Genomic DNA, 23,069 nt, shown 5'->3' with positions numbered 1-23,069 from the left:
GGGCTGAGCGCCGTGGCCCCCGGCGGTGTCCCGGGTGATGCGGTTCGCCAGGACACCGGGGGCGGCCGAGTGAGGCCGAGGGCCTCGACCGGCTCATGGCCGGCTCCGCCGCGTGTCTCGTCGTGGCGCCGTGGCGGGGCGTGCACGGCATTGGGCGCCGGGCTGGGCGCGGTCGCCTCGGTGGTGCATCCGAGTCAGACGGCCCGGCTGCACAGCGGGCGGCTCGGGCCCCCGGGGCCCGCCCCGCCGCTCAGGCCCCGACGGCCGCCGCCCGTGCCGTCCCCACCGGCACCGACGCCCCCACGCCGCGCGCCTCGTCGTAGCGCCGCAGCAGCAGCCGGGCCACTTCCGGGGCCGGGCCGAGGACGTCGGCGAGGATGTCCGCCTCCCCGGCGCCGAGGGCGATGCGGTCCGGGAGGAAGCCGGGGGCCAGGACGTACGGGGCCACGGCCACGCGGGCGCAGCCCAGGGCGCGGAGTTCGCGTACCGCGTCCTCGGTGCGCGGGGGTGAGGCGGAGGCGAACGCAGGCCGCACGGCGCACCAACCGGCGTGCCGCCACTCCCGCGCGATTTCTGCGATCACTGCGATCGCCTCCGGGTCGGAGGACCCCGCCGAGGCCAGTACGACCCCGGTCGAGGGCTTGTCGGCGGGTGACAGCCCCGCCTGGTACAGCCGCCGCTCCAGGGCGGCCAGCAGCAGCGGGGACGGGCCGAGCACCTCGGCCTGCCGGATCCGCAGCCGCGCCGGAGCGTCCCGCAGGACGGCCGGGATGTCGGCCTTGGCGTGGAAGGCGCGGTTCAGCAGCAGCGGCTGGGCGACGACGTCACGTACGCCGTCCGCCGCCAGGGACTTCAGCACCCCGCGCACGGAGGGGAGGTTGAACTCCAGGAAGCCGGTCTCCACCCGCAGCCCCGGCCGCAGGGACCGTACCCGCCGCGTCAGGGCGTGCACGGTCGCGGCGTGCCGCGCGTCGCGGCTGCCGTGCGCGACGAGCAGCAGAACCGGCTTCCCGTACATGACCGTTCAGCTCCTCACCAGCAGACCGCGGCTGCGCAGCACCCACCGCTCCAGCGGGCTGAAGATCAGCAGGTCGATCGCGATCCCGACGAACAGGATGAGGAAGATCGCCTCGAACACCATCGCCATGTCGCTGGCGTTGCGGCCATTCTCCAGCAGCTGTCCGAGGCCGACACCCAGGTCGGGGAAGGACGCTATGATCTCGGCCGCCATCAGCGACCGCCACGAGAACGCCCAGCCCTGCTTGAGGCCCGCGACATAACCGGGCATCGCGGCGGGCAGGGTGATGTGCCAGGTGCCCTTCAGCCCCGTCGCGCCCATCGTGCGGCCCGCCCGCAGGAACAGCGGAGGCACCTGGTCGACGCCGGACACCAGACCGTTGGCGATCGACGGGACCGCACCGAGCAGGATCACGGCGTACATCATCGAGTTGTTCAGGCCCAGCCAGATCACCGCGGGCGGCACCCAGGCCACCGACGGCAGCGACTGGAGGCCCGACAGGATCGGGTGGATCGCGGCCCGCAGGAACTTCACCCGCGCCACGAGCAGCCCCAGAGGGGTGCCGATGAGCAGGGCGAAGAAGAAGCCGAGCAGACCGCGCGAGACGCTGGTCCAGATGTAGCCGAGCAGGGTGCCCTTGAGCCACGACTGGTGGATCTCGTCCCACACCGCGGACGGCGAGGGCAGTTTCGTCGGGTCGTCGACGATCTTCAGGGTGATCAGGCCCTGCCAGACCACCAGGACCAGCAGGACAGCGGTGACCGGCGGCAGGACCTTGTGCAGCAGCGTCTGCCGCAGCGGCGTACGGCCCGCGACCGTGGTCTCGAGGGCGTCGAGCCCCGCCTCCACGCTCGCGAGACCCGTGCTCTCGGCCTCCTTGACGGTGTCGGTCGTGTCGGTCGTGTCGGTTGTCGTCTCAGTGCTGGCCATGGCGGCGGATCTCCCCACGCAGTACTTCGGTGATCTCCAGGGACAGTTCCGCCACGGGGGCGTCCTCGATACGGCGCGGCTGCGGGATGCCGACGGTCCACTCCCGGGCCACCCGGCCCGGCCGGGACGACAGCAGCACCACGCGCTGGGCGAGCCGTACGGCCTCGCGCACGTTGTGCGTGACGAACAGGACCGAGAGGCCGGTCTCCTGCCAGACCCGGGTCAGCTCGTCGTGCAGCACGTCCCGGGTGATGGCGTCGAGCGCGGCGAACGGCTCGTCCATCAGCAGCAGTCGGCTCTCCTGCGCCAGCGCCCGGGCCAGCGCCACCCGTTGCCGCATACCGCCGGACAGTTCGTGCACCCGCTTGCCGTACGCGCCCTTCAGCCGGACGAGTTCGAGCAGTTCCTCGGCCTTGCCGCGCCGCTCGTCCTTCGCCACGCCCCTGAGCCGCAGGGCGAGTTCGATGTTCTTGCCCGCGGTCAGCCACGGGAACAGGGCGTGCTCCTGGAACATCAGGGCCGCGCGTCCGTCCGTGGTGATGGTCCCGGCGGTGGGCTTGTCGAGGCCCGCCACCAGGTTCAGCAGCGTCGACTTGCCGCAGCCCGAGGCCCCCAGGAGGGTGACGAACTCGCCCGGCGCGACATCGAGGCTGATGTCGTCCAGGACGAGCTGCTGCCCGCCCCGCCCCGCAAAGGACTTGGAGACGTGCTCCAGCCGGGCCGCGTACGGCGCGTCACCGGTGTCACCGGTGTCACGGGCTGCCCCGGTGGACCGCTCGGACTGCGCGGACCCCGCGGACGCCGCGGACTTGGCGAGGGTGGTCGCCATGGTCGTCACCTCCTGGGAACTCATCGGGACCTGGTCAGCTGCTGCCGAGGCCGGCGTCGTCGACGGTGCTCGCGCCCTCGGCCGTCAGGACCTTGTTGAGGAGCGTGAGGTCGTAGATGCCCTTGAGATCGGGCTTCTCCAGCAGTCCCGCCTTGACGGCGTGCGCCGCCTCGGTGCCGAGGGTGGCGGCCAGCGGGTCGTCGAGGACATGGATCGACTGCCATGCCGGGTCGAGGACGTCGGCCGGGAGCGCCTTGCCGGAGTCGGCCTCCAGCTGCTTGTTGGCGGCGGCCTTCGCCTCGTCGGGGTGGGCGTTGATCCACTTGTTGGTCTCGACGGAGCCCTTCAGGACCGCCTCGACGGCCTTCGGGTGCTCCTTGAGGAACGTCTGCGACACGATGATGTTGGTGATCACGAACTTGCCGCCGGGCCACAGCGTCGACTCGTCCAGCAGGACCTTGCCGCCCTCGGCGACCAGCTTCGACGCGGTCGGCTCCGGCACCCACGCGCCGTCGACGGAACCGGTCTTGAAGGCGTCCGGGGTCACCTTGTTGTCGCTGCGTACGACGGTGACGTCGCCCTTGCCGCTCTGCGCGTCGGTCTTCCAGCCCTGCTCGGCGATCCAGTTGAGGAATGCCACGTCCTGGGTGTTGCCGAGCTGAGGTGTGGCGATCTTCTTGCCCTTGACGTCCTTCAGGGACGTGATCTTCTTGGGGTTCACCACCAGTTTCACCCCGCCGGAGGCCGAACCGCCGATGATCTTGAGGTTCTTGCCGCCGGACTTGGTGTACCCGTTGATCGCCGGGGACGGGCCGATCCAGCCGATGTCTATGGAGCCGGAGTTGAGCGCCTCGATCTCGGAGGGGCCCGCGTTGAAGGTGGCGTACTCGGCCTTGGTGGCGCCGAGTTCCTTCTGGAAGATGCCCTCACCGCGGCCGACCAGCGCGGTCGCGTGGGTGAGGTTGCCGAAGTAGCCGATCTTCACGGAGCCGAGGCCGTCGATCTTCGACGAACCGGCGGCGACCTTCTGCTTCGGCGAGTCGTCGGCGGCCTGGGAGCCGTAGCCGCAGGCGGTGAGGGCGAGGAGGGGGAGTGCGGCGAGCGCGAGTACGCCGCCGCGGACGAGGGCGGTTCGGGACACGGGGTAGGCAGGCACGGGAGGCTGTCCTCTCGTTGGCCCGGCGGTCACGGACTCTCAGGTCGTGGCCGGGAGTTCGGCAGGTCGTCGTCGTGTTCGGTGGGGGGTGAGGGCGCGCATGCGGTGCGCGTACGTCATTTCGCACATCGCGTCACACCGCCCTGACCGCTGCCGAGGTGGCCGCTGCCGACACGGCCGCCCTCCTTCGCGAACGTCGCGTAGACGTCGTACACATCGGGGGAGTTCATGCTCAGAAGTCCCAACCGTCGTCGTCGGCATCGTCGTTGACGGGCTCGGGGGAGGCGAACGACTCGCCGACCATGCCCGCGGTGAGCGTGGTGCCGTCGGCCGGGTCGATCAGGATGAAGGAACCGGTACGACGCGAGTCCGCGTAGGAGTCGACCGGCAGCGGCTCGGCGGTACGGATTTTCACCCGGCCGATGTCGTTGGCGACGAGCTGCCCGGGATGCGGGTGCAGGGACAGGTCGTCGAGGGTGAGCCGGGACGGTATGTCCTTGACGATCGCCTTCACCGTGCGGGTGCCGTGCTTGAGCAGCACCCGGTGGCCGACCGCCAGCGGCTGGTCGGCGACATGGCAGACGGTCGCCTCGACCTCCTGCGTGGTCTCCGGTGCGTCCTTGGCCGGCACGATCAGATCGCCGCGCGAGACGTCGATGTCGTCGGCCAGCAGCACGGTCACCGACTGCGTCGTCCACGCCACGTCGACCGGCGTGCCCAGCAGATCGATGCCGGAGATCGTCGTCGTACGGCCGGACGGCAGGACCGTGACCCGCTCGCCCACCCGGAACGAGCCCGCCGCGATCTGCCCTGCGTAGCCACGGTAGTCGGGGTGCTCGGCGGTCTGCGGACGGATCACGTACTGCACCGGCAGCCGTGCGTGGCAGTGCGCCAGGTCGTGGCTGACCGGGACGGTCTCCAGATGCTCCAGGACGGTGGGGCCGCCGTACCAGTCCATGACCGCCGACGGCTCGACCACGTTGTCCCCGGTGAGCGCCGAGATCGGGATCGCGGTGACCTCGGGGACGCCCAGCTCGGTCGCGTACGCCGTGAACTCCTCGGCGATCGCGGCGAACACGCTCTCCTCGTAGCCGACCAGGTCCATCTTGTTGACGGCGAGGACGACATGCGGGACGCGCAGCAGCGCAGCGATCGCCGCGTGCCGGCGGGTCTGCTCGACGACGCCGTTGCGGGCGTCGACGAGGACCACTGTCAGCTCGGCGGTGGAGGCGCCGGTGACCATGTTGCGGGTGTACTGCACATGGCCGGGGGTGTCGGCGAGGATGAAGCGGCGCTTCGGGGTGGCGAAGTAGCGGTAGGCCACGTCGATGGTGATGCCCTGTTCGCGCTCGGCGCGCAGGCCGTCCGTCAGCAGCGCGAGGTCCGGGCCCTCCTGGCCGCGGTTCGCCGAGGCCCGCTCCACGGCCTCCAACTGGTCGGCGAGGACCGACTTGGAGTCGTGCAGCAGCCGTCCGACCAGGGTGGACTTGCCGTCGTCGACGGAACCGGCGGTGGCGAATCGCAGCAGGGTGGTGGCCTGGAGTTCCGCGGCCGTGATCGTGCTCATCGTTAGAAATACCCCTCGCGCTTACGGTCCTCCATGGCGGCCTCGGACAGCTTGTCGTCGGCACGGGTGGCGCCGCGCTCGGTGAGCCGGGAGGCCGCGATCTCGGCGATCACCTGCTCCAGCGTCACCGCGTCGGAGTCGACGGCGCCGGTGCAGGACATGTCGCCGACGGTGCGGTAGCGCACCTGGCGCTTCTCGACTCTCTCGCCGTCCTTCGGGCCGCCCCACTCACCGCCGGTCAGCCACATGCCGCCGCGCCGGAACACCTCGCGCTCGTGCGCGAAGTAGATCTGCGGCAGTTCGATCTTCTCGCGGGCGATGTACTGCCAGACGTCCAGTTCGGTCCAGTTGGACAGCGGGAAGACCCGGACGTGCTCGCCGGGGGCGTGGCGGCCGTTGTACAGGTTCCACAGCTCGGGGCGCTGGCGGCGCGGGTCCCACTGGGAGAACTCGTCGCGCAGCGAGAACACCCGCTCCTTCGCCCGCGCCTTCTCCTCGTCGCGCCGCCCGCCGCCGAACACCGCGTCGAACTTCTCGCTCTGGATCTTCTCGGTGAGCGGCAGCGTCTGGAGCGGGTTACGGGTCCCGTCGGGCCGTTCCTTCAGCACACCGCGGTCGATGTAGTCCTGGACCAGGGCGACATGCAGCCGCAGCCCGTGTTGCGCGACGGTCCGGTCGCGGTACTCCAGCACCTCGGGGAAGTTGTGTCCCGTGTCGACGTGCAGCAGCGAGAACGGCACCGCGGCCGGGGCGAACGCCTTCAGCGCGAGGTGCAGCATGACGATGGAGTCCTTGCCGCCGGAGAAAAGGATCACCGGCCGCTCGAACTCACCCGCCACCTCACGGAAGATGTGCACCGCCTCCGATTCGAGTGTGTCCAGATGCGAGAGGGCGTACGGGCTGTCTGTGCCCTCCCGGCCCTCCTGGCCCTCCCGCGAGGACGGGACGGTCGTCGTCATACCAGGCCCCTCTCACCGAGCAGCGCGTACACCGACGCCGCGGAATCCTGCACGCTCTGGTCGCGGTGCTCGATGCGCAGCTCCGGCGTCTCGGGCACCTCGTACGGGTCGTCGACCCCGGTGAGCCCGGTCAGCTCGCCCGCGGCCTGCTTGGCGTACAGGCCCTTCACATCGCGTACGGAGCACACCTCGACCGGCGTCGCCACATGCACCTCCAGATACGTCGTCCCGCTCTCCTCGTGCCGCTTGCGGACCGCCTCGCGGCTGTCGGCGTACGGCGCGATCACCGGGACCAGCGCCTTGACGCCGTTGCGGGCCAGGAGTTCGGCGAGGAAACCGATGCGCTGCACATTGGTGTGCCGGTCCGCGCGGGAGAAGCCGAGGCCGGACGAGATGAACTCGCGGATCTCGTCGCCGTCGAGCACCTCGACGCGGTGGCCCTCCTCACGCAGCCGGCCGGCCAGCTCGTACGCGATGGTGGTCTTGCCGGCGCTCGGCAGACCCGTGAGCCAGACGGTGGCTCCGGTCGTCACGTGTGTCTCCTGATTCCGGGGGGTCTCGGGGGTTTCCGGGGTCTCGGGGTCCCCGGTGCTCTCGGTCCTCTCGGCGCTCGCGGGGTACGCCGTGGAGTCGGTCGGGGCGGTCATTCGTGCAGCCCGCACTCGGTCTTGGCACGGCCCGCCCAGCGGCCGGCACGCGCGTCCTCGCCGTCCAGCACCCGGCGGGTGCAGGGCGCGCAGCCGACGGAGGCGTAGCCGTCCATCAGCAGTGGGTTGGTGAGCACACCGTGCTCGGCGACGTACGCGTCCACTTCGTCCTGGGTCCAGCGGGCGATCGGGGAGATCTTGACCTTCCGCCGCTTCTCGTCCCAGCCGACGACCGGGGTGTTCGCCCTGGTGGGGGACTCGTCGCGGCGCAGCCCGGTGGCCCACGCCCGGTAGTCCTTCAGACCCTCCTCCAGCGGCTGGACCTTGCGCAGCTTGCAGCACAGGTCGGGGTCGCGGTCGTGCAGCCGGGGGCCGTACTCGGCGTCCTGCTCGGCGACCGACTGGCGCGGGGTGAGCGTGATGACGTTGACGTCCATCACGGCCTCCACCGCGTCACGGGTGCCGATGGTCTCCGGGAAGTGGTAGCCGGTGTCCAGGAACACCACGTCGACGCCCTTGAGCACGCGGGACGCGAGATGGGCGACCACGGCGTCCTCCATGGAGGAGGTCACGCAGAAACCCTTGCCGAAGGTGTTCACCGCCCACTGGAGGATCTCCAGAGCACTGGCGTCCTCCAGTTCGCGCCCGGCCCGCTCGGCCAGCGCCTTCAACTCCTCGCTCGTACGCGCTTCCTGAGCCGTCGTCATGTCCCGTCCCCTCGGTGGTCGGCTCTCTGGACGCCCCGGGTGAGCAGCCCCAGGAACTTCAGCTGGAACGCGCGGTTGCAGGACCCGCACTCCCAGGCACCGTGACCTTCTTCGTTCGGCCGCAGGTCTTCGTCGCCGCAGTAGGGGCAGTGGAAGGGGGCCGCGCGCTCGCTCACGACAGGGCCTCCTCGGGGGCCCGCGCCACCCAGGCCGCGAACCGCTCGCCGTCCGTGCGCTCGGCCTCGAACCGCTTCAGCACCCGCTCGACGTAGTCGGGCAGTTCCTCCGAAGTGACCTTCAGACCGCGGACCTTGCGCCCGAGCCCGGCCTCCAGGCCGAGCGCGCCGCCGAGATGGACCTGGTAGCCCTCGACCTGCTCGCCCTTGTCGTCGAGGACGAGCTGGCCCTTGAGACCGATGTCCGCGACCTGGATACGGGCGCAGGCGTTCGGGCAGCCGTTGACGTTGATGGTGATCGGCTCGTCGAACTCGGGGAGGCGCCGCTCGAGTTCGTCGATCAGGGCACTGGCGCGCGCCTTGGTCTCGACGATGGCGAGCTTGCAGAACTCGATGCCGGTGCAGGCCATGGTGCCGCGCCGGAACGGGGAGGGCGTGACCGTGAGGTCCAGCGCCTCGAGCCCCTCGACGAGCGAGCCGACCTGCCCCTCCTCCACATCGAGCACGATCATCTTCTGCTCGACGGTGGTGCGGACCCGGCCCGAGCCGTACGCCTCGGCCAGTTCGGCGATCTTGGTGAGGGTGGTGCCGTCGACCCGGCCGACCCGCGGGGCGAAACCGACGTAGTAATTGCCGTCCTTCTGCCGGTGCACTCCGACGTGGTCGCGCCAGCGCTGCACCGGCTGCTCGGGCGGGGGCCCGTCGACGAGCCGGCGCATCAGGTACTCGTCCTCCAGCACCTGCCGGAACTTCTCCGCGCCCCAGTCCGCGACGAGGAACTTCAGCCGGGCCCGGTTGCGGAGCCGCCGGTAGCCGTAGTCGCGGAAGATCGAGATGACGCCCTCGAAGACGTCCGGCACCTCGTCCAGCGGCACCCAGGCGCCCAGCCGTACCCCGATCTTCGGGTTGGTGGACAGACCGCCGCCGACCCACAGATCGAAACCCGGCCCGTGCTCGGGGTGTTCGACGCCCACGAACGCCACGTCGTTGATCTCGTGCGCCACATCCAGCAGCGGCGAGCCGGAGATCGCGGTCTTGAACTTGCGGGGCAGGTTGGAGAACGCCGGATTGCCGATGTAGCGCCGGTGGATCTCCTCCACCGCCCAGGTGCCGTCGACGATTTCGTCCTCGGCGATCCCCGCGACGGGCGAACCGAGGACCGTGCGGGGCGTGTCACCGCACGCCTCGGTCGTGGACAGGCCGACCCCCTCCAGCCGCCGCCAGATCTCGGGCACGTCCTCGATACGGATCCAGTGGAGCTGCACGTTCTGACGGTCGGTGATGTCAGCGGTGCCGCGCGCGAACTCCTGGGAGATCTCACCGATCACCCGCAGCTGCGCGGTGGTGAGCCGCCCGCCGTCGATGCGGACGCGCATCAAGAAGAACTCGTCGTCCAGCTCCTCCGGTTCGAGGATCGCGGTCTTGCCGCCGTCGATCCCCGGACGCCGCTGGGTGTAGAGGCCCCACCAGCGCATACGGCCGCGCAGATCGGTGGGGTCGATGGAGTCGAAGCCCTGCTTGGCGTAGATCGTCTCAATGCGTGTCCGCACATTGAGACCGTCGTCGTCCTTCTTGAACTGCTCGTTGCCGTTGAGGGGGGTGTGGTGACCCAAGGCCCACTGACCCTCACCACGGTGACGGCTCACCTTGCGGCGGGGCGCTGCGGCGGAAGGGTTCTGCGGGGTGGCGGCCATGGTGGATACGTCCTTCGGGACAGGCGGGATGCGGCTCTGACCTGCGCGTACGGGCGCATGGAGGCATGCCCGCGCATCATTGCGCAGGCAGCGGAGAAGGCAGGTCTTCTCCGCTGCCTGAACGGAGAAGAACAGAGAACAACAGCAGGGAGTGAAGAAGGCAGGAAAACCGGCGTGAGCGAGCTGCGGGACCCGTCAGCAGGCCGGACAGATGGCGCTGGACACGCGGCCGAGGTCGACGTGCCGCCGACTCACCAAGGCGATTCCAGTTCCAGACATGACGGAAGCGTGGCACGGCGTTCTGGACACAGTCCAGCTTCGTCCGCGATACGGACACTCACGTCCCGGAATACGGACCACCGGTGTCATCGCTCACATGGGCCGTAATCGGCCGTACGCGGGCTTGTACCGGCAGGTCAGAGCTGGTATGCCCCAGGCCAGGGGCCGGGCGTGGCCAGATCCGGCTCCTCCTCCACCCTGGTGTCGAACAGCCGGAATCCGCGCCTCAGATAGTTGTCCATGGCGTGCTCACCGTCCCAGCTGCAGGTGTGCACCCACACCCGCTTCGTCGGCGCCAGCCCCGGCCAGCGGTCCGCCAGGTCCCAGGCGCGGGCGGTGGCGTACGACAGCAGGTGCCCGCCGATCCGCCGGCCGCGGAAGGCGGGGAGCAGGCCGAAGTAGACGATCTCCACGACCCCGTCGTCCTGCGGTTCCAGCTCCGTGTACCCGGCGGGCGTGCCCCTGTCGTACGCCACCCAGGTCTCCACGCCGGGCCGCTCCAACTGCTCCCGCCAGCGGGCGTACGGCCAGCCGAGCCGGTCGGTCCACCGGATGTCGCCGCCCACCGACGCGTACAGATACCGGCTGAACTCCGGCGAGGGCACCCCGGCGCGGACGATCCGCACCTCGCTCTCCGGGTCCGGGGCGGGGGAGGGCACGAGGTCGGCCGGGTCGGTCTGTTCCAGGGACCAGGTGGTCACGGCGATGCTGTTCATGACGGCCAGGGAAGCACACCTGCCCGGGACGGTGTCAGTGCAGGGCGCTGCCGATCGATGTGAGCGGCAGGGCGAACAGCACCCGGTCCGACTGGGACCAGACCTCGCCGGTCTCCGGCCAGTACGACAGCGGCCCGGGCCGCGGTGTCCAGCAGCGTTGGGTGTCGTCCGTCCCGCACTCGGTGGCCGCGGCGCCGTCGGTGTCCTGGCGCCACAGCGTGCCGTGGCCGTCCGGCTGGTCGGCCGCCCGGCCCACGTACCAGCCCGAGCGGTACGACAGCACACCGCGCACCCCGGTCGCCTTCGTCTCGTACGCCTCGCTGGCGTCCGCGCGGCCCGCGTAGTCGGTGGCGAGCAGCCCGCCGCGGGCCGGGACGCCGGTGCTGTCGAAGGCATAGCGCCACAGCCGGGTGTGCCCGTCGTAGTCGGTGTCCGCGGGCACCTGCTCGGCGGCGACCAGGCTGTCGGGAGCCGTGCTGCGGTCGAGCGAGACGGCGTCCACGCAGGGGGTGCCGGTGTCCGAGCGGGCGGTGCAGGCACCGCCGGTCAGCCGGTAGGTGCCGACCGAGGGCATCACGTACTGGTACCCGGCCGCGGCGAAGCCGCCCGGCACCCGGCCGACCGCGTCGGACTGCACGGTGGCGCGCTGGATGCGGTGCAGGTCGTAGACGTAGAGCGCGTCGGAGCCGTGGCCCGAGGCGGTGACCAGGAGCTTCTGCTGGTACCAGACCATGCCCGTCACGGTGGAGGCGAGCGCGCGGTAGTCCCGGCCGCCGTCCACGGGGAGGGCGAGAAGGACCCAGGTGTAGGTGAGGCGGCCGAGGTCGCGCGCGTCGACGAACGCCACCCGGGCGATGCTGCCGTGCCGGCTCCAGCCGGACAGGATGACGCGGCTCTCGCCCCACCAGCCGTCGTCGTCGGCGTCCCCGGAGGTGGTGACCGCACCGGGCTGCCAGGCCTCGGTGTCGGCGGCGCTCCAGCAGTACGCGCGCGTGGCCGCCGGTTCGACGGGCAGCGCCTGCTTCTCGGTCTGCGTGCAGGAGGACGCGTCGCGCAGGGAGCGGTCGGCGCTCTTCAGGACGGCGTCGACACCGACGGGGCGGCCCATCGACGAGGCGAGCCGGTCGAGGGTGGTCTGCGGCTGCGGGCGCTCCTGGAGCTGGAGTTTCTCGATCCCGGCGGACGAGGTGAGCGGCTTCAGCGCCCCGGGATCGGCGGCGCCCGTGGCCTGCGAGGCGCTGATCATGGTGGCGGCGGCGGTGAGCGCGAGTGCGGTTCCGGCCAGGAAGGCCCGTATCGCCCTGCCCCGCCTGCGGCGGCGGTGTCTGCCCCGATGCGTCATCTGTCCTCCCGAGGCGAGCCAACTGTGCCCGGTGATCCTTGCGTTGACCTAGACACAGGTGGGGTGGCCCGTAGAGGGATGCTACGGCAGCCGGGTGTGGACCAAGCCCCAGACTGCGGAAGTTGTGGGGTCTGCAGGGGGGATGCGGGTAATTGGCATATGCCGTTGTCCGGTGCGCGGCTTGGCTGGGTGTTCGACTGCACCCCCGTGCCCCTTCAGGGAATTGATGTGCCGTCGGGAAGGAGGCCGCCCGAGTCCTCGGGCCGGCGCAGGTCCAGGTCCACGTCCGAGCGGAAGCGGTACGGGCGGTGGTCCAGGAGGTCGGCCAGATAGCGGCGGACGCGGGACATCTCGGCGCGTACCGTCACCGTACGGGCCGGGTCGCCGAACACCGCATCGGCGAGTTGCGCGGCGCTGCGCCCCGAGCGGTGCACGGCGAGGAGATAGAGCAACTCGGCGTGACGCGCGCTCAGTTCGCGGGTCCAAGAGCCCGAGCCGCCGGACACCGTCAGCGACCAGCGGCGCGGCTGGGACAGATCCAGGACGACCCGCGCGGCGTCCTGCGGCACCGGCTCGTCGCCCGCCCGCACCAGCCAGCCCCCCGCCATCGGCTCCAGCGCGCACAGCCCCAGCGCGGGCAGCCAGCGGCGGCCCGGTGAGAGGGACTTGGGCAGCGCGATCCGCCCGGTGTACGGCATTCCGGTGAGCGCGGCGGTCCAGCCGTCCCGGTCCACCACGAGGGCGCGCCCGGTCAGCCGGGCCAGCACCGGGGCTGCCACCGAGCGCAGTTGCTCCAGCGACCTCAGATGCATCTCGTGGAGCCGGGCCTCGGCGAGCTTCGCGACAGCGTCGACCCAGGCGAGGGTGGCCGGGTGCATGGTCTCCAGCGGGCCGCTCACATCCACGACGCCGAGCAGACTGCCGTCGCGCGGGTCGCTGATGGGGGCGCCGGTGCAGGTCCAGGAGCCCAGCGACCGGGCGAAGTGCTCGGCGGCGAAGACCTGGACGGGCCGCCGTACGACCGCGGTGGTGCCGACGCCGTTGGTGCCGACGACCTCCTCGCGCCAGTCCGCGCCGGGTCCGATGCCGGTGTCGTCGGCCTTGCGGAGCACGGCGGGGGAGCCCTCGCACCACAGCACCCTGCCGTCGGCGTCCGCGACGACCATGATGTGCTGGGCGACGTCCGCGACCGACAGCAGGCCCTCGCGCAGCACGGGCAGCACATGCCGCAGCGGGGAGCGGGCGCGTAACTGGCGGACCTCCTCGCGGGCGAGCAGACCTCCGGCCCGGAAGTCGTGATCGGGGTCGACACCGCCGCGCAGCACCCGCTCCCAGGACCGCTCGATGACGGGCCGGGGCGCGACCCCTGAGCGCCGTCCCGCGAGGGCCGACTCGCGCACCTCGCTCAGCACCCGTGCGGCACCGGCCGCGTCGACGGCGGAGAGTCGTGCCACGTCCATCGGCGGCTTCGCCACAGGGATCCTCCCGGGGGTCCAAACGGGCGGTCCGGCCGTCGGGCGTCCCGAACGTCGGGCGTCCCGGCCGACGGTTCCCGGTCCGGCGGCCGGTCCAGCTGTCGGACCCATACTGCCGTTCACCGGTGACACAGGGGCACCGTACGCACACAGTCGCCAACAAGTTGCAACCCCTTGCAACCCTGGTGAACGTGGCGTGTGGTCATTGAAACTTGTCCCACGCCGCCGAGAGCGGTGCACGCGGCCCGCGAACGGCCCGTGAGGCGGGGGTGGTGCCGTGTCGGCGCAGCACCACCCCCGCGCGTGCCCAGGCGGCGCCTTGACCGGCCATCCAACCCCGTGGGTACGCGGGCTCTGCCCTCGTCCGCTCCCGTCCCAGGGAGGCTCCGCCCCCTGGACCCCCGGGCCTATGACCACCCACCACCGACTCGGCAAGCCGAATGGGTACCCGCTCAAGCCACCGGCCGCGCCCGCTCCACCACCGACGCCAGCCCTCCGCCGTAGGGCAGGGTGCCGAAGGCCGCTCCCCAGTCGCCGCCCAGGCGGGAGCCGCAGAAGGGGTCGGAGATCTCCGGGGGTGTGTGCCGGACCAGGAGGGCGCCCTGGAGGACCAGGGCCAGCCGTTCGACCAGGCGCCGGGCCCGGCCCTCGGCGTTGTCCAGGTCGGCGAGTTCGGTCAGGAGGTCCTTGATCGCGGCGTCGAGGCGGTGGTCGGCGCCGCGGGCCCGGCCCACCTCCAGGAGGAAGGCGTCGAGGGCCTGCGGCTCCCGCTGCAGCGCTCGCAGGACGTCCAGGGCCTGGATGTTGCCCGCGCCCTCCCACACCGAGTTCAGCGGCGACTCCCGCACCAGCCGGGGCAGCCCGGACTCCTCGACGTACCCGTTGCCGCCCAGGCACTCCGCGGCCTCCACGACGAGCGGCGCGCACCGCTTGGTCACCCAGTACTTCGCCGCCGGCACCGCGAGCCGCAGGAACGCCCGCTCCTGCTCGCCCCCGTCGTCGTGCGCCGCCGCGAGCCGCATTCCGAGCGCGGTCGCCGCCTCCGACTCCAGCGCCAGGTCGGCCAGTACGTTGCGCATGAGCGGCTTGTCGGCGAGCGGTCCGCCGAACGCCTCCCGGTGCGTGCAGTGGTGGATCGCCTGCGCCACCGCCTGCCGCATCAGGCCCGCCGAGCCGAGCACGCAGTCCAGCCGGGTCGCCGCGACCATGTCGATGATGACGCGCACCCCGCGCCCCTCCTCACCGACCCGGCGCGCCCAGGTGCCGTCGAACTCGACCTCGGCGGAGGCGTTCGAACGGTTGCCCAGCTTGTCCTTGAGCCGCTGGATGAGGAAGACGTTGCGGCTGCCGTCCTCCAGCACCCGCGGGACCAGAAAGCAGGTGAGGCCTCCCGGCGCCTGCCCCAGCACCAGGAAGCCGTCCGACATCGGCGCCGAACAGAACCACTTGTGCCCGGTCAGCTCGTACGTCCCGTCCTCCGCCAGCGGCAGCGCCGCCGTCGTGTTGGCGCGTACGTCGCTGCCGCCCTGTTTCTCGGTCATGGCCATGCCGAACAGCACCCCGGCCTTGAGCCGGGCGGGCCGCAGCTCACGGTCGTAGATCACGGAGGTCAGCCGCGGCTCCCACTCGGCGGCCAGCCCGGGGTCGGCGCGCAGCGCGGGCACCGCCGCGTGGGTCATCGACAGCGGGCAGCCGTTGCCCGCCTCGACCTGCGACCACAGCAGGAACGCCGCCGCCCGCCGCACATGCCCGGCAGGCCGCACCCAGGCCGCGGTCAGGCCCGCCCCGACGCCCTTGCCCAGCAGCCGGTGCCAGGCGGGATGGAAGTCGACCTCGTCTGCGCGCCGCCCGTACCGGTCGTGGGTGCGCAGCCGCGGCGGGTTCTCGTTCGCCAGCACCCCCCACTCCTGCACCTGCGCCGACCCGCAGGTGCGGCCCAGCAGGGAGAGCTCGTCGCACACCTCGTCGAGCATCGCGGGATCGGTGTACCGCTCGACCGCCGCCACCAGGGCACGGTCCGTGGCGAAGGTGTCGTGACCGGTCAGCGGGGGCGGCTGATTGGTCACGGTGTGCGTGGTGCGTGCCATGTCCAGGAACCTACCCGGGCGGCCCCGACCGCTCACCCGGAACGCCTCCGCCGGGGCCCCGGGTCCCGGGCAAACGGGCCACAGGGCCCGGTCGGCAGAACCGGCCACGGGGCCCGCGGGATGAGTGCGACCTGCCACGACGGATACCGTTAGGTCGTGCAGCATGCCAGTGACACCCCCGAGAGGCCCGTGGGCCGCCTCCACCGGGCGCGAGCCCTGTACCGGAACGTCTCCAAGCGCAGGACCGCCTGGCTGCTGCTCAAGGACACCGTCGACTCCTGCATGCACTACCGCATCCTGGGCCTGGCGGCCGAGGCGGCCTTCTTCACCCTCCTCTCCGTGCCACCGCTGCTGCTCAGCCTGATCGGAATGCTCGGCTACGTCGACGAGTGGACCGGCACCGACTCCATCAGGAGCCTGGAGGACAACATCGTCGAGGCGTCCCGCACCGTCCTGTCGGAGAAGGGCGTCCACGACATCCTGGTGCCCCTCCTGCACGACGTGAACAAGGGCGGCCGCCCCGATGTCATCTCGCTCGGCTTCCTCTTCGCCCTGTGGTCGGGCTCCCGAGCGGTGAACGTCTTCGTCGAGACCATCACCGTCATGTACGGCCTGGACGGTGTGCGAGGCGTCGTCTGGTCACGGGTGATGTCGTTCCTGCTGTTCGTCGTGGCCCTGCTGATCGGCTCGGTCGCGCTGCCGCTGATGGTGGCGGGCCCGGACGTGGTGGTGGAGGTGGTCCCCTGGTCGGAGACGCTTGTGCAGATCCTCTACTGGCCTGTGCTGATCATTCTGTCCGTGGTCTTCCTGACCACGCTGTACCACGTGTCCGTGCCGGTGCGCTCCCCGTGGATCGAGGACGTGCCCGGCGCCCTGGTCGCCCTCGGCATGTGGGTGCTCGGCAGCTTCCTGATGCGCATCTACATCACCCACGAGATCGAGGGCGCCACGATCTACGGCTCCCTCGCCGCGGCCGTCGCCGTCCTGCTGTGGATCGGTGTGTCGGCCTTCGCCGTCCTGGTCGGCGCGGCGGTCAACGCCGCCGTCGACCGGGTCTGGCCCGCCGCCGCGACCGCCGCGGCGCGCGCCGCGAACGAGCGGCTGCGGGAGGCGCAGATCGTCGAGTACGTCGCCCGGGTGGCCGAGGAGCGCGAGCCCGACCCCGACGACCCGGACATGCCGTCCGAGTTCCCGGAGCGCTGGTCCCGCTTCCTGCCCCCCGAGGACGTCACCTCCCGACTGCGCACCCATGTGAAGAGCACCCACCACAGCGGCGGGCAGCACGGCGCACAGCACACCGACCACAACACCGGCCACAACACCCACCCGCAGCAGAAGCACGACGGGACGTCGCCGTAGACATGACCGTCGCGGACCGCCGCGGAAGTCAGCCTCCGTATACGGTGCCGCGCTCCACGAAGCACAGCGGGTTGCCCCAGGGATCATCGGCGTAGAACGACCGCTCGCCCCACGGGCGGACGACGATGGCCCCGGCGCTCTGGTCGTGGACGAGGTCCGTGGACAGGCAGCCGAGGCCCTCGGCGCGGGCGAAGACGGCTTCGAGGTCCCGGACGGTGAAGTACAGGGCCTTCGCCGCGGTGTGCGGCGTTCCGACGGCCGAGACGTCCAGGACCGAGAGGATGACGGGCCCGCAATCGAAGTAGCAGCGGGCACCGGGCTGCCGATGGCCTTCGATGCCGAACAGTTCGCTGTAGAAGGCGACGGCCCGGTCGAGGTCGCCGACCTCGACGCTGAGGCGGAAGAGCTGAGGAGTGTCGGGCGGGGTAACCGGTGCGGTGGAGGCTGACATGTCAGGGGGCTCCTTCGCGGGGTCGGGCGAGACGGAGAAGTGAGCGAGGCGCCGGGCGTGCCGGCGCACTGAACACCGCCTCGTACTCATTGAGCGCTGGACGTAGCGATCGGGCAAGGTGGGCGGATGCCTGAGTCGTCCTTGCCCGGAGGTTTCGTCAATGCTGTCGTTCGTGTCGGGGACACGGTGCGCCGTCCGGCCTCGGCTCGCACGAACTTTGTGAGTGATCTGCTGAGGTTGCTGGAATCCAGTGGCTGGAGTGGTGCTCCGCGGTATCTCGGTATGGACGACGAGGGCCGTGAAGTCCTCAGTCACCTTGATGGCCATGTGGCATGGGAGCCGCGCCAACCCGCTGCCGTGTCATCCGACGAGAGTCTGACGGCGGTCGCCCGGCTCGTGCGTGAGTTCCACGACCTGACGGCCGGCACCCCGCTGGCCGGAGACCAAGAGGTCGTGTGTCACAACGACCTGTCGCCGAAGAACACCGTCTATCAGCTGTGCGGTGGCGAGCTCCGGCCGACGGCGTTCATCGACTGGGACCTTGCTGCGCCGGGCGCGCGGATCCATGACAACGCTCATGTCTGCTGGCAGTACCTCGGTCTGGGCCCTTCGGTCACCGACGTCGAGGAGGCAGCCCGGCGCATGAGGCTGATCGTCGACGGCTACGGGTTGTCCGACCGGCAACGTCTCCTGTCCACGATCTTGTGGTGGCAGGACCGGTGCTGGCGGGGCATCGAGTCCCAGGCGGATACGGGTGACGTCGCCATGGCCCGGCTCCGTGACGCGGGGGTGGTGAGGCAGGTTCAGACGGCCTATCAGTGGGTTTCCGATCACCGGACCGCGTTGGAACGCTCAGTACGGTGAGCGTGGGCGCTGCGCGCGGCTGAGAGCACCTGACAGAAAGCCTGGTCGTAGCCATATCCCTTTGCTGGCTGAGTCGGCAGTGCTGCGGGAGGCGCTCGCGTCCGAGCTGTACGGGGCCGTGCCGGCCGTCCGCCGCGCGGAGGCGGAGCTGTTCGCGATGTTCACCGACGCGGACGTCATCGAGGCCGTTCGCCGGCGGTTTTGACTGGCTACTCCTCGGGCTCCCAGGCGATCAGCTGCTCGAACACCTGCTGGTCGCCCTCAATGTTCAGGTCGCTCAGCGTGAGGCGGCCCCAGACGAAGAGGAGCAGCTGCTCGGCCGTGCCCGTGGCCGAAGCGGAGGCGGGCGCGGCGTCGATGGTGAGGGGTGCGGGCCAGGCGCCTGTGCTGTCCAGCGCGAGGAGCCAGGAGCGGCCCTCGGTGGCGTGGTAGTGGATGGTGGCGGCCTCGTGCGGCCAGGCCGCCGGGGTGGAGTTGCAGGTGTCGAGAAACTCGGCCACGCCGTCGATCGCGACGTCCGTCGGCATCGGCTGCACGGCGCCTGTGGCGAGCTGGGCGTCGTAGGTGTGCACCAACACCTCGTGCACCCGGCGCCGGGCAACGCCCCAGGCGTTCGCCGGCGACACGCCGGCGCTCCACCACGCCCAGCACTCGCGCTCCGGGCCGGCCTCGCGCAGCGCACTCAGCAGCAGCTCGTTCGACTCGGCGTACCAGGCCAGCAGCGCCTGGAGCTCGCGCGGCACCTCCGCGGCATCCTTGGCCGGCGGAGCCTCGGCCGGGCCCGCGGCGACGATCGCGGCCCACCAGCGCTGGCCCGTACCCAGGTGCTGTACCAGATCGAACAACGTCCACTCGGGGCAGGACGGCACCGGCGCGTCAAGGCTGGGCGCGGCGGCAACCGCACTCCGGAACGCGGCCGACCGCTCGTCGATCAGTTGCAGCAGGGCGGAATACTCAAGGCTCTCTGTCACATCGCTTGCCTATCACCCCAGTTCAGCCGACCGCACCCTGTTTTCCAGGCCGTCAGCTGCGGGGAACTGCGCGACCGGCCACGACGTGCCCGCACTCGACCCGCAACGCCTCACCCCGCCCCCACCGCCGCCTCAGCGATCGCCCGGATCCCCTCCGGCCCCACCCTGCAGCACCCCCCGATCAACCGCGCCCCCGCATCCGCCCACGCCCCCACCCGCCCCACCGAAAACCGGGAACCGCCGATCCAGCGACGCGCCCCCGCATCCCAGGACTCCCCGCTGTTCGGGTACACCACGACCGGCTTGCCGGTGACCCGTGCGGCGACGGCGGTCGCCTCGTCCACATCCGACGGCGCGCAGCAGTTGACCCCCACCGCGACCACCTGGTCCACACCGGCGACAACGGAGAACGCCGACTCCAGCGACTGCCCCGCCCGGGTACGCCCACCGGCGACCGTGTACGACACCCACACCGGCACCCCCACCCCCCGTACTGCCCGCAGCAGCGCCCTCGCCTCGTCCACGTCGGGAATCGTCTCCAGTGCCAGCACGTCCGGCCCCGCCGAGGCCAGCGCCTCCACCCGGCGCCGGTGGAAACGCTCCAGTTCGGCCACGCTCAGCCCGTACCGCCCCCGGTACTCGGAGCCGTCCGCGAGCATCGCCCCGTACGGACCGACCGATCCGGCCACCCACAGCGGACGCGTCACGCCTCCGGCCCGGGCCCGCCGTGCCGCCTCCCGCGCCAGCTCCACGCTCAGCCCCATCAGCCGCGCGGCCTCCGGCGCCCCGATGCCCCGCCTTGCGAAGCCCTCGAACGTGGCCTGGTAGCTCGCGGTGATCGCCACGCTCGCGCCCGCCTCGAAATAGGCCAGGTGCGCCTCCGTGATCGCCTCGGGCTGCTCGGCGAGCAGCCGGGCCGACCACAGCTCGTCGCTCAGATCGTGCCCCGCGGACTCGAGCTGGTTGGACATCCCACCGTCGAGGACGACCGGTCCGGCGGCGAGCGCCTCGGAGAGGCTCGGGGAGGGCATAGGCGTATCGGTGGTGCTCACGCCTCGACGCTAGTCCATACGACAGCGTCCGACACCGCTCAGAAAACGCTTACCACCTTGTCCCGTCTGTCCCGTTGACCTTCCCGTACCCCGCCCTTACCTTTTTATCGTTCGTAATGCCAGATAGCGTTCGAAACCACGAACGATGAACGACGGAACGACGAACGACGGAACAACCGCACAGCCGGGCAACTGAGCAACTGACAACTGAACAACTGCATCCCTCCGCCGAGAGGCAGTCCGCATGAGCCGCGAACAGCATCTGCCCCCCACCCCCAGTCGGCGCCTGCTGCTGAAGGGCGCCGCCTCCGGAGCCGCCCTGGCCGCCGCGTCCGCCATCCCCACCGCGACCACCGCCATCGCCGCGCCCGCAGCGCACGCCGCGCCCGCCAAGTCCGCCAGGCCCGCGACACCCTTCGTCAACCCCCTCGTCCCCCAGCGCGCCGACCCACACATCAGCCGCCACACCGACGGTGTCTACTACTTCACGGCCACCGTCCCCGAGTACGACAGGATCGTGCTGCGCCGCTCCCGCACCCTGGGCGGCCTGCACACCGCCGCCGAGTCGGTCGTCTGGCGGGCGCACACCACCGGGCCGATGAGCGCGCACATCTGGGCGCCCGAAATGCACCGCATCGGTGGCAAGTGGTACATCTACTTCGCCTCCGCGCCCGCCGAGGATATCTGGGCGATCCGCATCTGGGTGCTGGAGAACGCCAACCGTGATCCGTTCAAGGGGACTTGGACGGAGCGGGGGCAGATCAAGACCGCCTGGGAGACCTTCTCCCTCGACGCCACCACCTTCACCCACCACGGCAGCCGCTATCTCGCCTGGGCCCAGCACGAGCCCGGCATGGACAACAACACCGCCCTGTGGCTGTCCAAGATGGCGAATCCGTGGACTTTGACTGGTCCTCAGATACGGCTGTCCACGCCCGAGTTCGACTGGGAGCGCGTCGGCTACAAGGTCAACGAGGGTCCGTACGTCCTTCAGCGCAACGGCCGGGTCTTCCTCACCTACTCGGCCAGCGCCACCGACTACCACTACTGCATCGGCCTGCTCACCGCCGACGCCGGTCGCGACCTGATGGACACGGCCAACTGGTCCAAGTCCCCTGTTCCGGTCTTCACCAGCAACGACACCACCGGGCAGTACGGCCCCGGGCACAACTGCTTCACCGTCGCCGAGGACGGCCGCAGCGATGTCCTCGTGTATCACGCCCGTCAGTACAAGGAGATCACCGGCGACCCGCTGAACGACCCCAACCGCCACACCCGGATCCAGCGGTTCGGCTGGCACGCCGACGGGACACCGGACTTCGGCATCCCGGTCGCCGACACCGCGACGGAGGGATCGAGTTGAGACGCGCCCGAGCTCTGCTCCTCGCCCTCTGTCTCGCGCTCGCCGGCGCGTTCGGCTTCGCCGGTACGGCCCAGGCGGCGGCCCAGACCGTCACCAACGGCGTCCAGTTCACCGACACTTCGGGCAACACGGTGCACGCGCACGGCGGCGGCGTCATCAAGGTCGGCAACTATTACTACTGGTTCGGGGAGGACCGTAACTCCGACAACACCTTCAGATACGTGGACGCCTACCGCTCCACCGACCTGAAGTCCTGGGAGTTCCGCGGCCATGTCCTGTCCCAGTCCTCCGCCGACGAACTCGGCACCGCCTACATCGAGCGCCCCAAGGTCATCTACAACGCGGCCACCGGCACGTACGTGATGTGGATGCACAAGGAGAACGGCGTCGACTACAGCCAGGCCAGGGCCGCCGTCGCCGTCTCCAGCACCGTGGACGGGACCTACACCTACCAGGGCAGCTTCCGGTCGCTCGGCCAGTACATGTCCCGCGACCTCACCACCTACGTGGACACCGACGGCACCGCCTACATGGTCTCCGCCGCCAACGAGAACTACGACCTGCACATCTACAAGCTCACCGCCGACTACACCGGCATCGACAGCCTGGTCGCCAACCCCTGGCCCGGCGGCCACCGGGAGGCCCCGGCCCTGTTCAAGCGCGGCGGCGTCTATTTCATGCTCACCTCGGCCGCCACCGGCTGGAACGCCAACCAGCAGCAGTACGCCACCGCGACCTCCGTCGCCGGTCCCTGGACCTCCTGGACCAATGTCGGCGACTCCACGACGTACAACTCCCAGACCGCCTACGTCCTTCCGGTCACCGGGACCTCGGGCACCTCGTACCTCTACATGGGCGACCGCTGGGGCAACTCCTTCGGCGGGACCGTCAACGACTCCCGGTACGTATGGCTGCCGCTGATCTTCCCGACCTCCACGTCGATGTCCATGTCCTGGTACCCGGAGGTCTCCGTCGACACCGCGGCCGGGACCGTCACCGGGACCGCCGCCACGTACAACACACTGATCGCCAGGCACAGTTCCAAGTGCGCCGACGTGCCGAGCCAGTCCCTCTGGCAGGGCGTCGCGATCAACCAGTACACCTGCAACGGCGGCACCAACCAGAAGTGGTGGTTCAAGGATCTCGGCTCCGGCTATTACCAGCTCATGGGCCGCGGCAGTTCCTTGTGCCTCCAGGAGAACGCCACTGACGTCACCCAGGAGAACTGCACCTCGGGCACCGCACAGCAGTGGTCGCTGGTCACCTCCGGTTCCTATGTGAACATCAAGTCCCGCGCGAGCGGCGAGTGCCTGGACGTGTCCGGCGCCTCCACCGCCAACTCCGCCGCGATCATCACGTACACCTGCAACGGAGGGACCAACCAGCAGTGGACACGCGGGACCTGACATCACATCGGCGGATCGGTC

Annotated in this window: 23 protein-coding genes; 5 read left to right on the top strand and 18 right to left on the bottom strand. The window is 70.6% G+C overall.

What is annotated here, in order from left to right:
• Positions 1-250: 250 nt before the first annotated feature.
• The 15 genes from ACSYGN_RS08430 to ACSYGN_RS08360 all read right to left on the bottom strand — a co-directional run bounded on the left by ACSYGN_RS08430 (position 251) and on the right by ACSYGN_RS08360 (position 15,582).
• Positions 251-1,018 carry a sirohydrochlorin chelatase gene (locus tag ACSYGN_RS08430; RefSeq protein ID WP_460393479.1) on the bottom strand — a complete coding sequence of 256 codons (768 nt, stop codon included), beginning with the start codon at positions 1,016-1,018 and terminating at the stop codon, positions 251-253.
• A gap of 6 nt (positions 1,019-1,024) precedes the next feature.
• Positions 1,025-1,948 (bottom strand): ABC transporter permease, encoded by a 924-nt coding sequence (locus tag ACSYGN_RS08425; protein WP_460393477.1) that lies wholly within the window; start codon positions 1,946-1,948, stop codon positions 1,025-1,027.
• Positions 1,935-2,786 carry an ABC transporter ATP-binding protein gene (locus ACSYGN_RS08420; protein ID WP_460403299.1) on the bottom strand — a complete coding sequence of 284 codons (852 nt, stop codon included), beginning with the start codon at positions 2,784-2,786 and terminating at the stop codon, positions 1,935-1,937. Before ACSYGN_RS08420 ends, ACSYGN_RS08425 begins: the two co-directional genes overlap by 14 nt.
• Positions 2,787-2,811: 25 nt before the next feature.
• Positions 2,812-3,933: an aliphatic sulfonate ABC transporter substrate-binding protein gene (locus ACSYGN_RS08415; protein WP_460393475.1), complete on the bottom strand. Its 1,122-nt coding sequence runs from the start codon at positions 3,931-3,933 to the stop codon at positions 2,812-2,814.
• Positions 3,934-4,165: 232 nt separating this feature from the next.
• Complete coding sequence (locus tag ACSYGN_RS08410; RefSeq protein ID WP_460393473.1) at positions 4,166-5,500, bottom strand: sulfate adenylyltransferase subunit 1; 1,335 nt, start codon at positions 5,498-5,500, stop codon at positions 4,166-4,168.
• A 2-nt stretch (positions 5,501-5,502) separates the two neighbouring features.
• Positions 5,503-6,459, bottom strand: a complete 957-nt coding sequence (gene cysD / locus ACSYGN_RS08405; protein ID WP_460393471.1) for a sulfate adenylyltransferase subunit CysD — start codon at positions 6,457-6,459, stop codon at positions 5,503-5,505.
• Complete coding sequence (gene cysC, locus ACSYGN_RS08400) at positions 6,456-6,992, bottom strand: adenylyl-sulfate kinase (RefSeq protein WP_460393469.1); 537 nt, start codon at positions 6,990-6,992, stop codon at positions 6,456-6,458. The genes cysD and cysC overlap by 4 nt, the downstream gene beginning before the upstream one ends.
• Positions 6,993-7,102: 110 nt before the next feature.
• On the bottom strand, positions 7,103-7,813 hold the full coding sequence (locus tag ACSYGN_RS08395) for a phosphoadenylyl-sulfate reductase (protein ID WP_460393467.1): 711 nt from the start codon (positions 7,811-7,813) through the stop codon (positions 7,103-7,105).
• A complete protein-coding gene (locus tag ACSYGN_RS08390; protein ID WP_460393465.1) occupies positions 7,810-7,989 on the bottom strand; it encodes a hypothetical protein in 180 nt (59 codons plus the stop codon). Before ACSYGN_RS08390 ends, ACSYGN_RS08395 begins: the two co-directional genes overlap by 4 nt.
• A complete protein-coding gene (locus tag ACSYGN_RS08385) occupies positions 7,986-9,683 on the bottom strand; it encodes a nitrite/sulfite reductase (protein WP_460393463.1) in 1,698 nt (565 codons plus the stop codon). The genes ACSYGN_RS08390 and ACSYGN_RS08385 overlap by 4 nt, the downstream gene beginning before the upstream one ends.
• Before the next feature lie 195 nt (positions 9,684-9,878).
• Complete coding sequence (locus ACSYGN_RS08380; RefSeq protein ID WP_460403297.1) at positions 9,879-9,962, bottom strand: putative leader peptide; 84 nt, start codon at positions 9,960-9,962, stop codon at positions 9,879-9,881.
• A 137-nt stretch (positions 9,963-10,099) separates the two neighbouring features.
• Positions 10,100-10,678, bottom strand: a complete 579-nt coding sequence (locus ACSYGN_RS08375; RefSeq protein WP_460393461.1) for a GNAT family N-acetyltransferase — start codon at positions 10,676-10,678, stop codon at positions 10,100-10,102.
• Positions 10,679-10,712: 34 nt separating this feature from the next.
• Positions 10,713-12,020 carry a hypothetical protein gene (locus tag ACSYGN_RS08370; RefSeq protein WP_460393459.1) on the bottom strand — a complete coding sequence of 436 codons (1,308 nt, stop codon included), beginning with the start codon at positions 12,018-12,020 and terminating at the stop codon, positions 10,713-10,715.
• Positions 12,021-12,235: 215 nt separating this feature from the next.
• Positions 12,236-13,495: a helix-turn-helix domain-containing protein gene (locus ACSYGN_RS08365; RefSeq protein ID WP_460393457.1), complete on the bottom strand. Its 1,260-nt coding sequence runs from the start codon at positions 13,493-13,495 to the stop codon at positions 12,236-12,238.
• A gap of 452 nt (positions 13,496-13,947) precedes the next feature.
• On the bottom strand, positions 13,948-15,582 hold the full coding sequence (locus ACSYGN_RS08360; protein WP_460393455.1) for an acyl-CoA dehydrogenase family protein: 1,635 nt from the start codon (positions 15,580-15,582) through the stop codon (positions 13,948-13,950).
• 156 nt (positions 15,583-15,738) lie between these two features.
• Here ACSYGN_RS08360 and ACSYGN_RS08355 point away from each other — a divergent pair, with 156 nt between their 5' ends.
• Positions 15,739-16,941, top strand: coding sequence for a YihY/virulence factor BrkB family protein (locus tag ACSYGN_RS08355; RefSeq protein WP_460393453.1), 1,203 nt, complete (start codon positions 15,739-15,741; stop codon positions 16,939-16,941).
• Between the two features lie 28 nt (positions 16,942-16,969).
• Here the strand turns inward: ACSYGN_RS08355 and ACSYGN_RS08350 are convergent, their stop codons facing one another.
• Entirely contained in the window at positions 16,970-17,392 is a 423-nt protein-coding gene (locus tag ACSYGN_RS08350; protein ID WP_460393451.1) for a VOC family protein, read from the bottom strand.
• A 282-nt stretch (positions 17,393-17,674) separates the two neighbouring features.
• On the opposite strand from ACSYGN_RS08350, the gene ACSYGN_RS08345 reads away from it, so the two are divergent.
• Together ACSYGN_RS08345 and ACSYGN_RS08340 are read left to right on the top strand one after the other, a co-directional pair.
• A complete protein-coding gene (locus ACSYGN_RS08345) occupies positions 17,675-18,256 on the top strand; it encodes a phosphotransferase (protein WP_460393449.1) in 582 nt (193 codons plus the stop codon).
• 61 nt (positions 18,257-18,317) lie between these two features.
• Positions 18,318-18,461: a hypothetical protein gene (locus ACSYGN_RS08340; protein WP_460393447.1), complete on the top strand. Its 144-nt coding sequence runs from the start codon at positions 18,318-18,320 to the stop codon at positions 18,459-18,461.
• A gap of 4 nt (positions 18,462-18,465) precedes the next feature.
• Here ACSYGN_RS08340 and ACSYGN_RS08335 read toward each other — a convergent pair whose 3' ends face one another.
• Both ACSYGN_RS08335 and mmuM read right to left on the bottom strand, forming a co-directional pair.
• The gene (locus ACSYGN_RS08335; protein WP_460393445.1) at positions 18,466-19,227 is read right to left on the bottom strand and encodes a maleylpyruvate isomerase family mycothiol-dependent enzyme; all 762 of its coding nucleotides are present in this window, start codon (positions 19,225-19,227) and stop codon (positions 18,466-18,468) included.
• 110 nt (positions 19,228-19,337) lie between these two features.
• The gene (gene mmuM / locus ACSYGN_RS08330) at positions 19,338-20,258 is read right to left on the bottom strand and encodes a homocysteine S-methyltransferase (protein ID WP_460403295.1); all 921 of its coding nucleotides are present in this window, start codon (positions 20,256-20,258) and stop codon (positions 19,338-19,340) included.
• Between the two features lie 265 nt (positions 20,259-20,523).
• Here mmuM and ACSYGN_RS08325 point away from each other — a divergent pair, with 265 nt between their 5' ends.
• The gene (locus ACSYGN_RS08325) at positions 20,524-21,642 is read left to right on the top strand and encodes a glycoside hydrolase family 43 protein (RefSeq protein WP_460393443.1); all 1,119 of its coding nucleotides are present in this window, start codon (positions 20,524-20,526) and stop codon (positions 21,640-21,642) included.
• A complete protein-coding gene (locus ACSYGN_RS08320) occupies positions 21,639-23,048 on the top strand; it encodes an RICIN domain-containing protein (RefSeq protein ID WP_460393441.1) in 1,410 nt (469 codons plus the stop codon). The genes ACSYGN_RS08325 and ACSYGN_RS08320 overlap by 4 nt, the downstream gene beginning before the upstream one ends.
• Positions 23,049-23,069: the final 21 nt, after the last annotated feature.

The organism is Streptomyces sp. YIM S03343 (genome assembly GCF_054729195.1).
The sequence above is the reverse complement of the archived record's forward strand: the minus strand, read 5'-3'. Positions and strand labels throughout refer to the sequence as shown.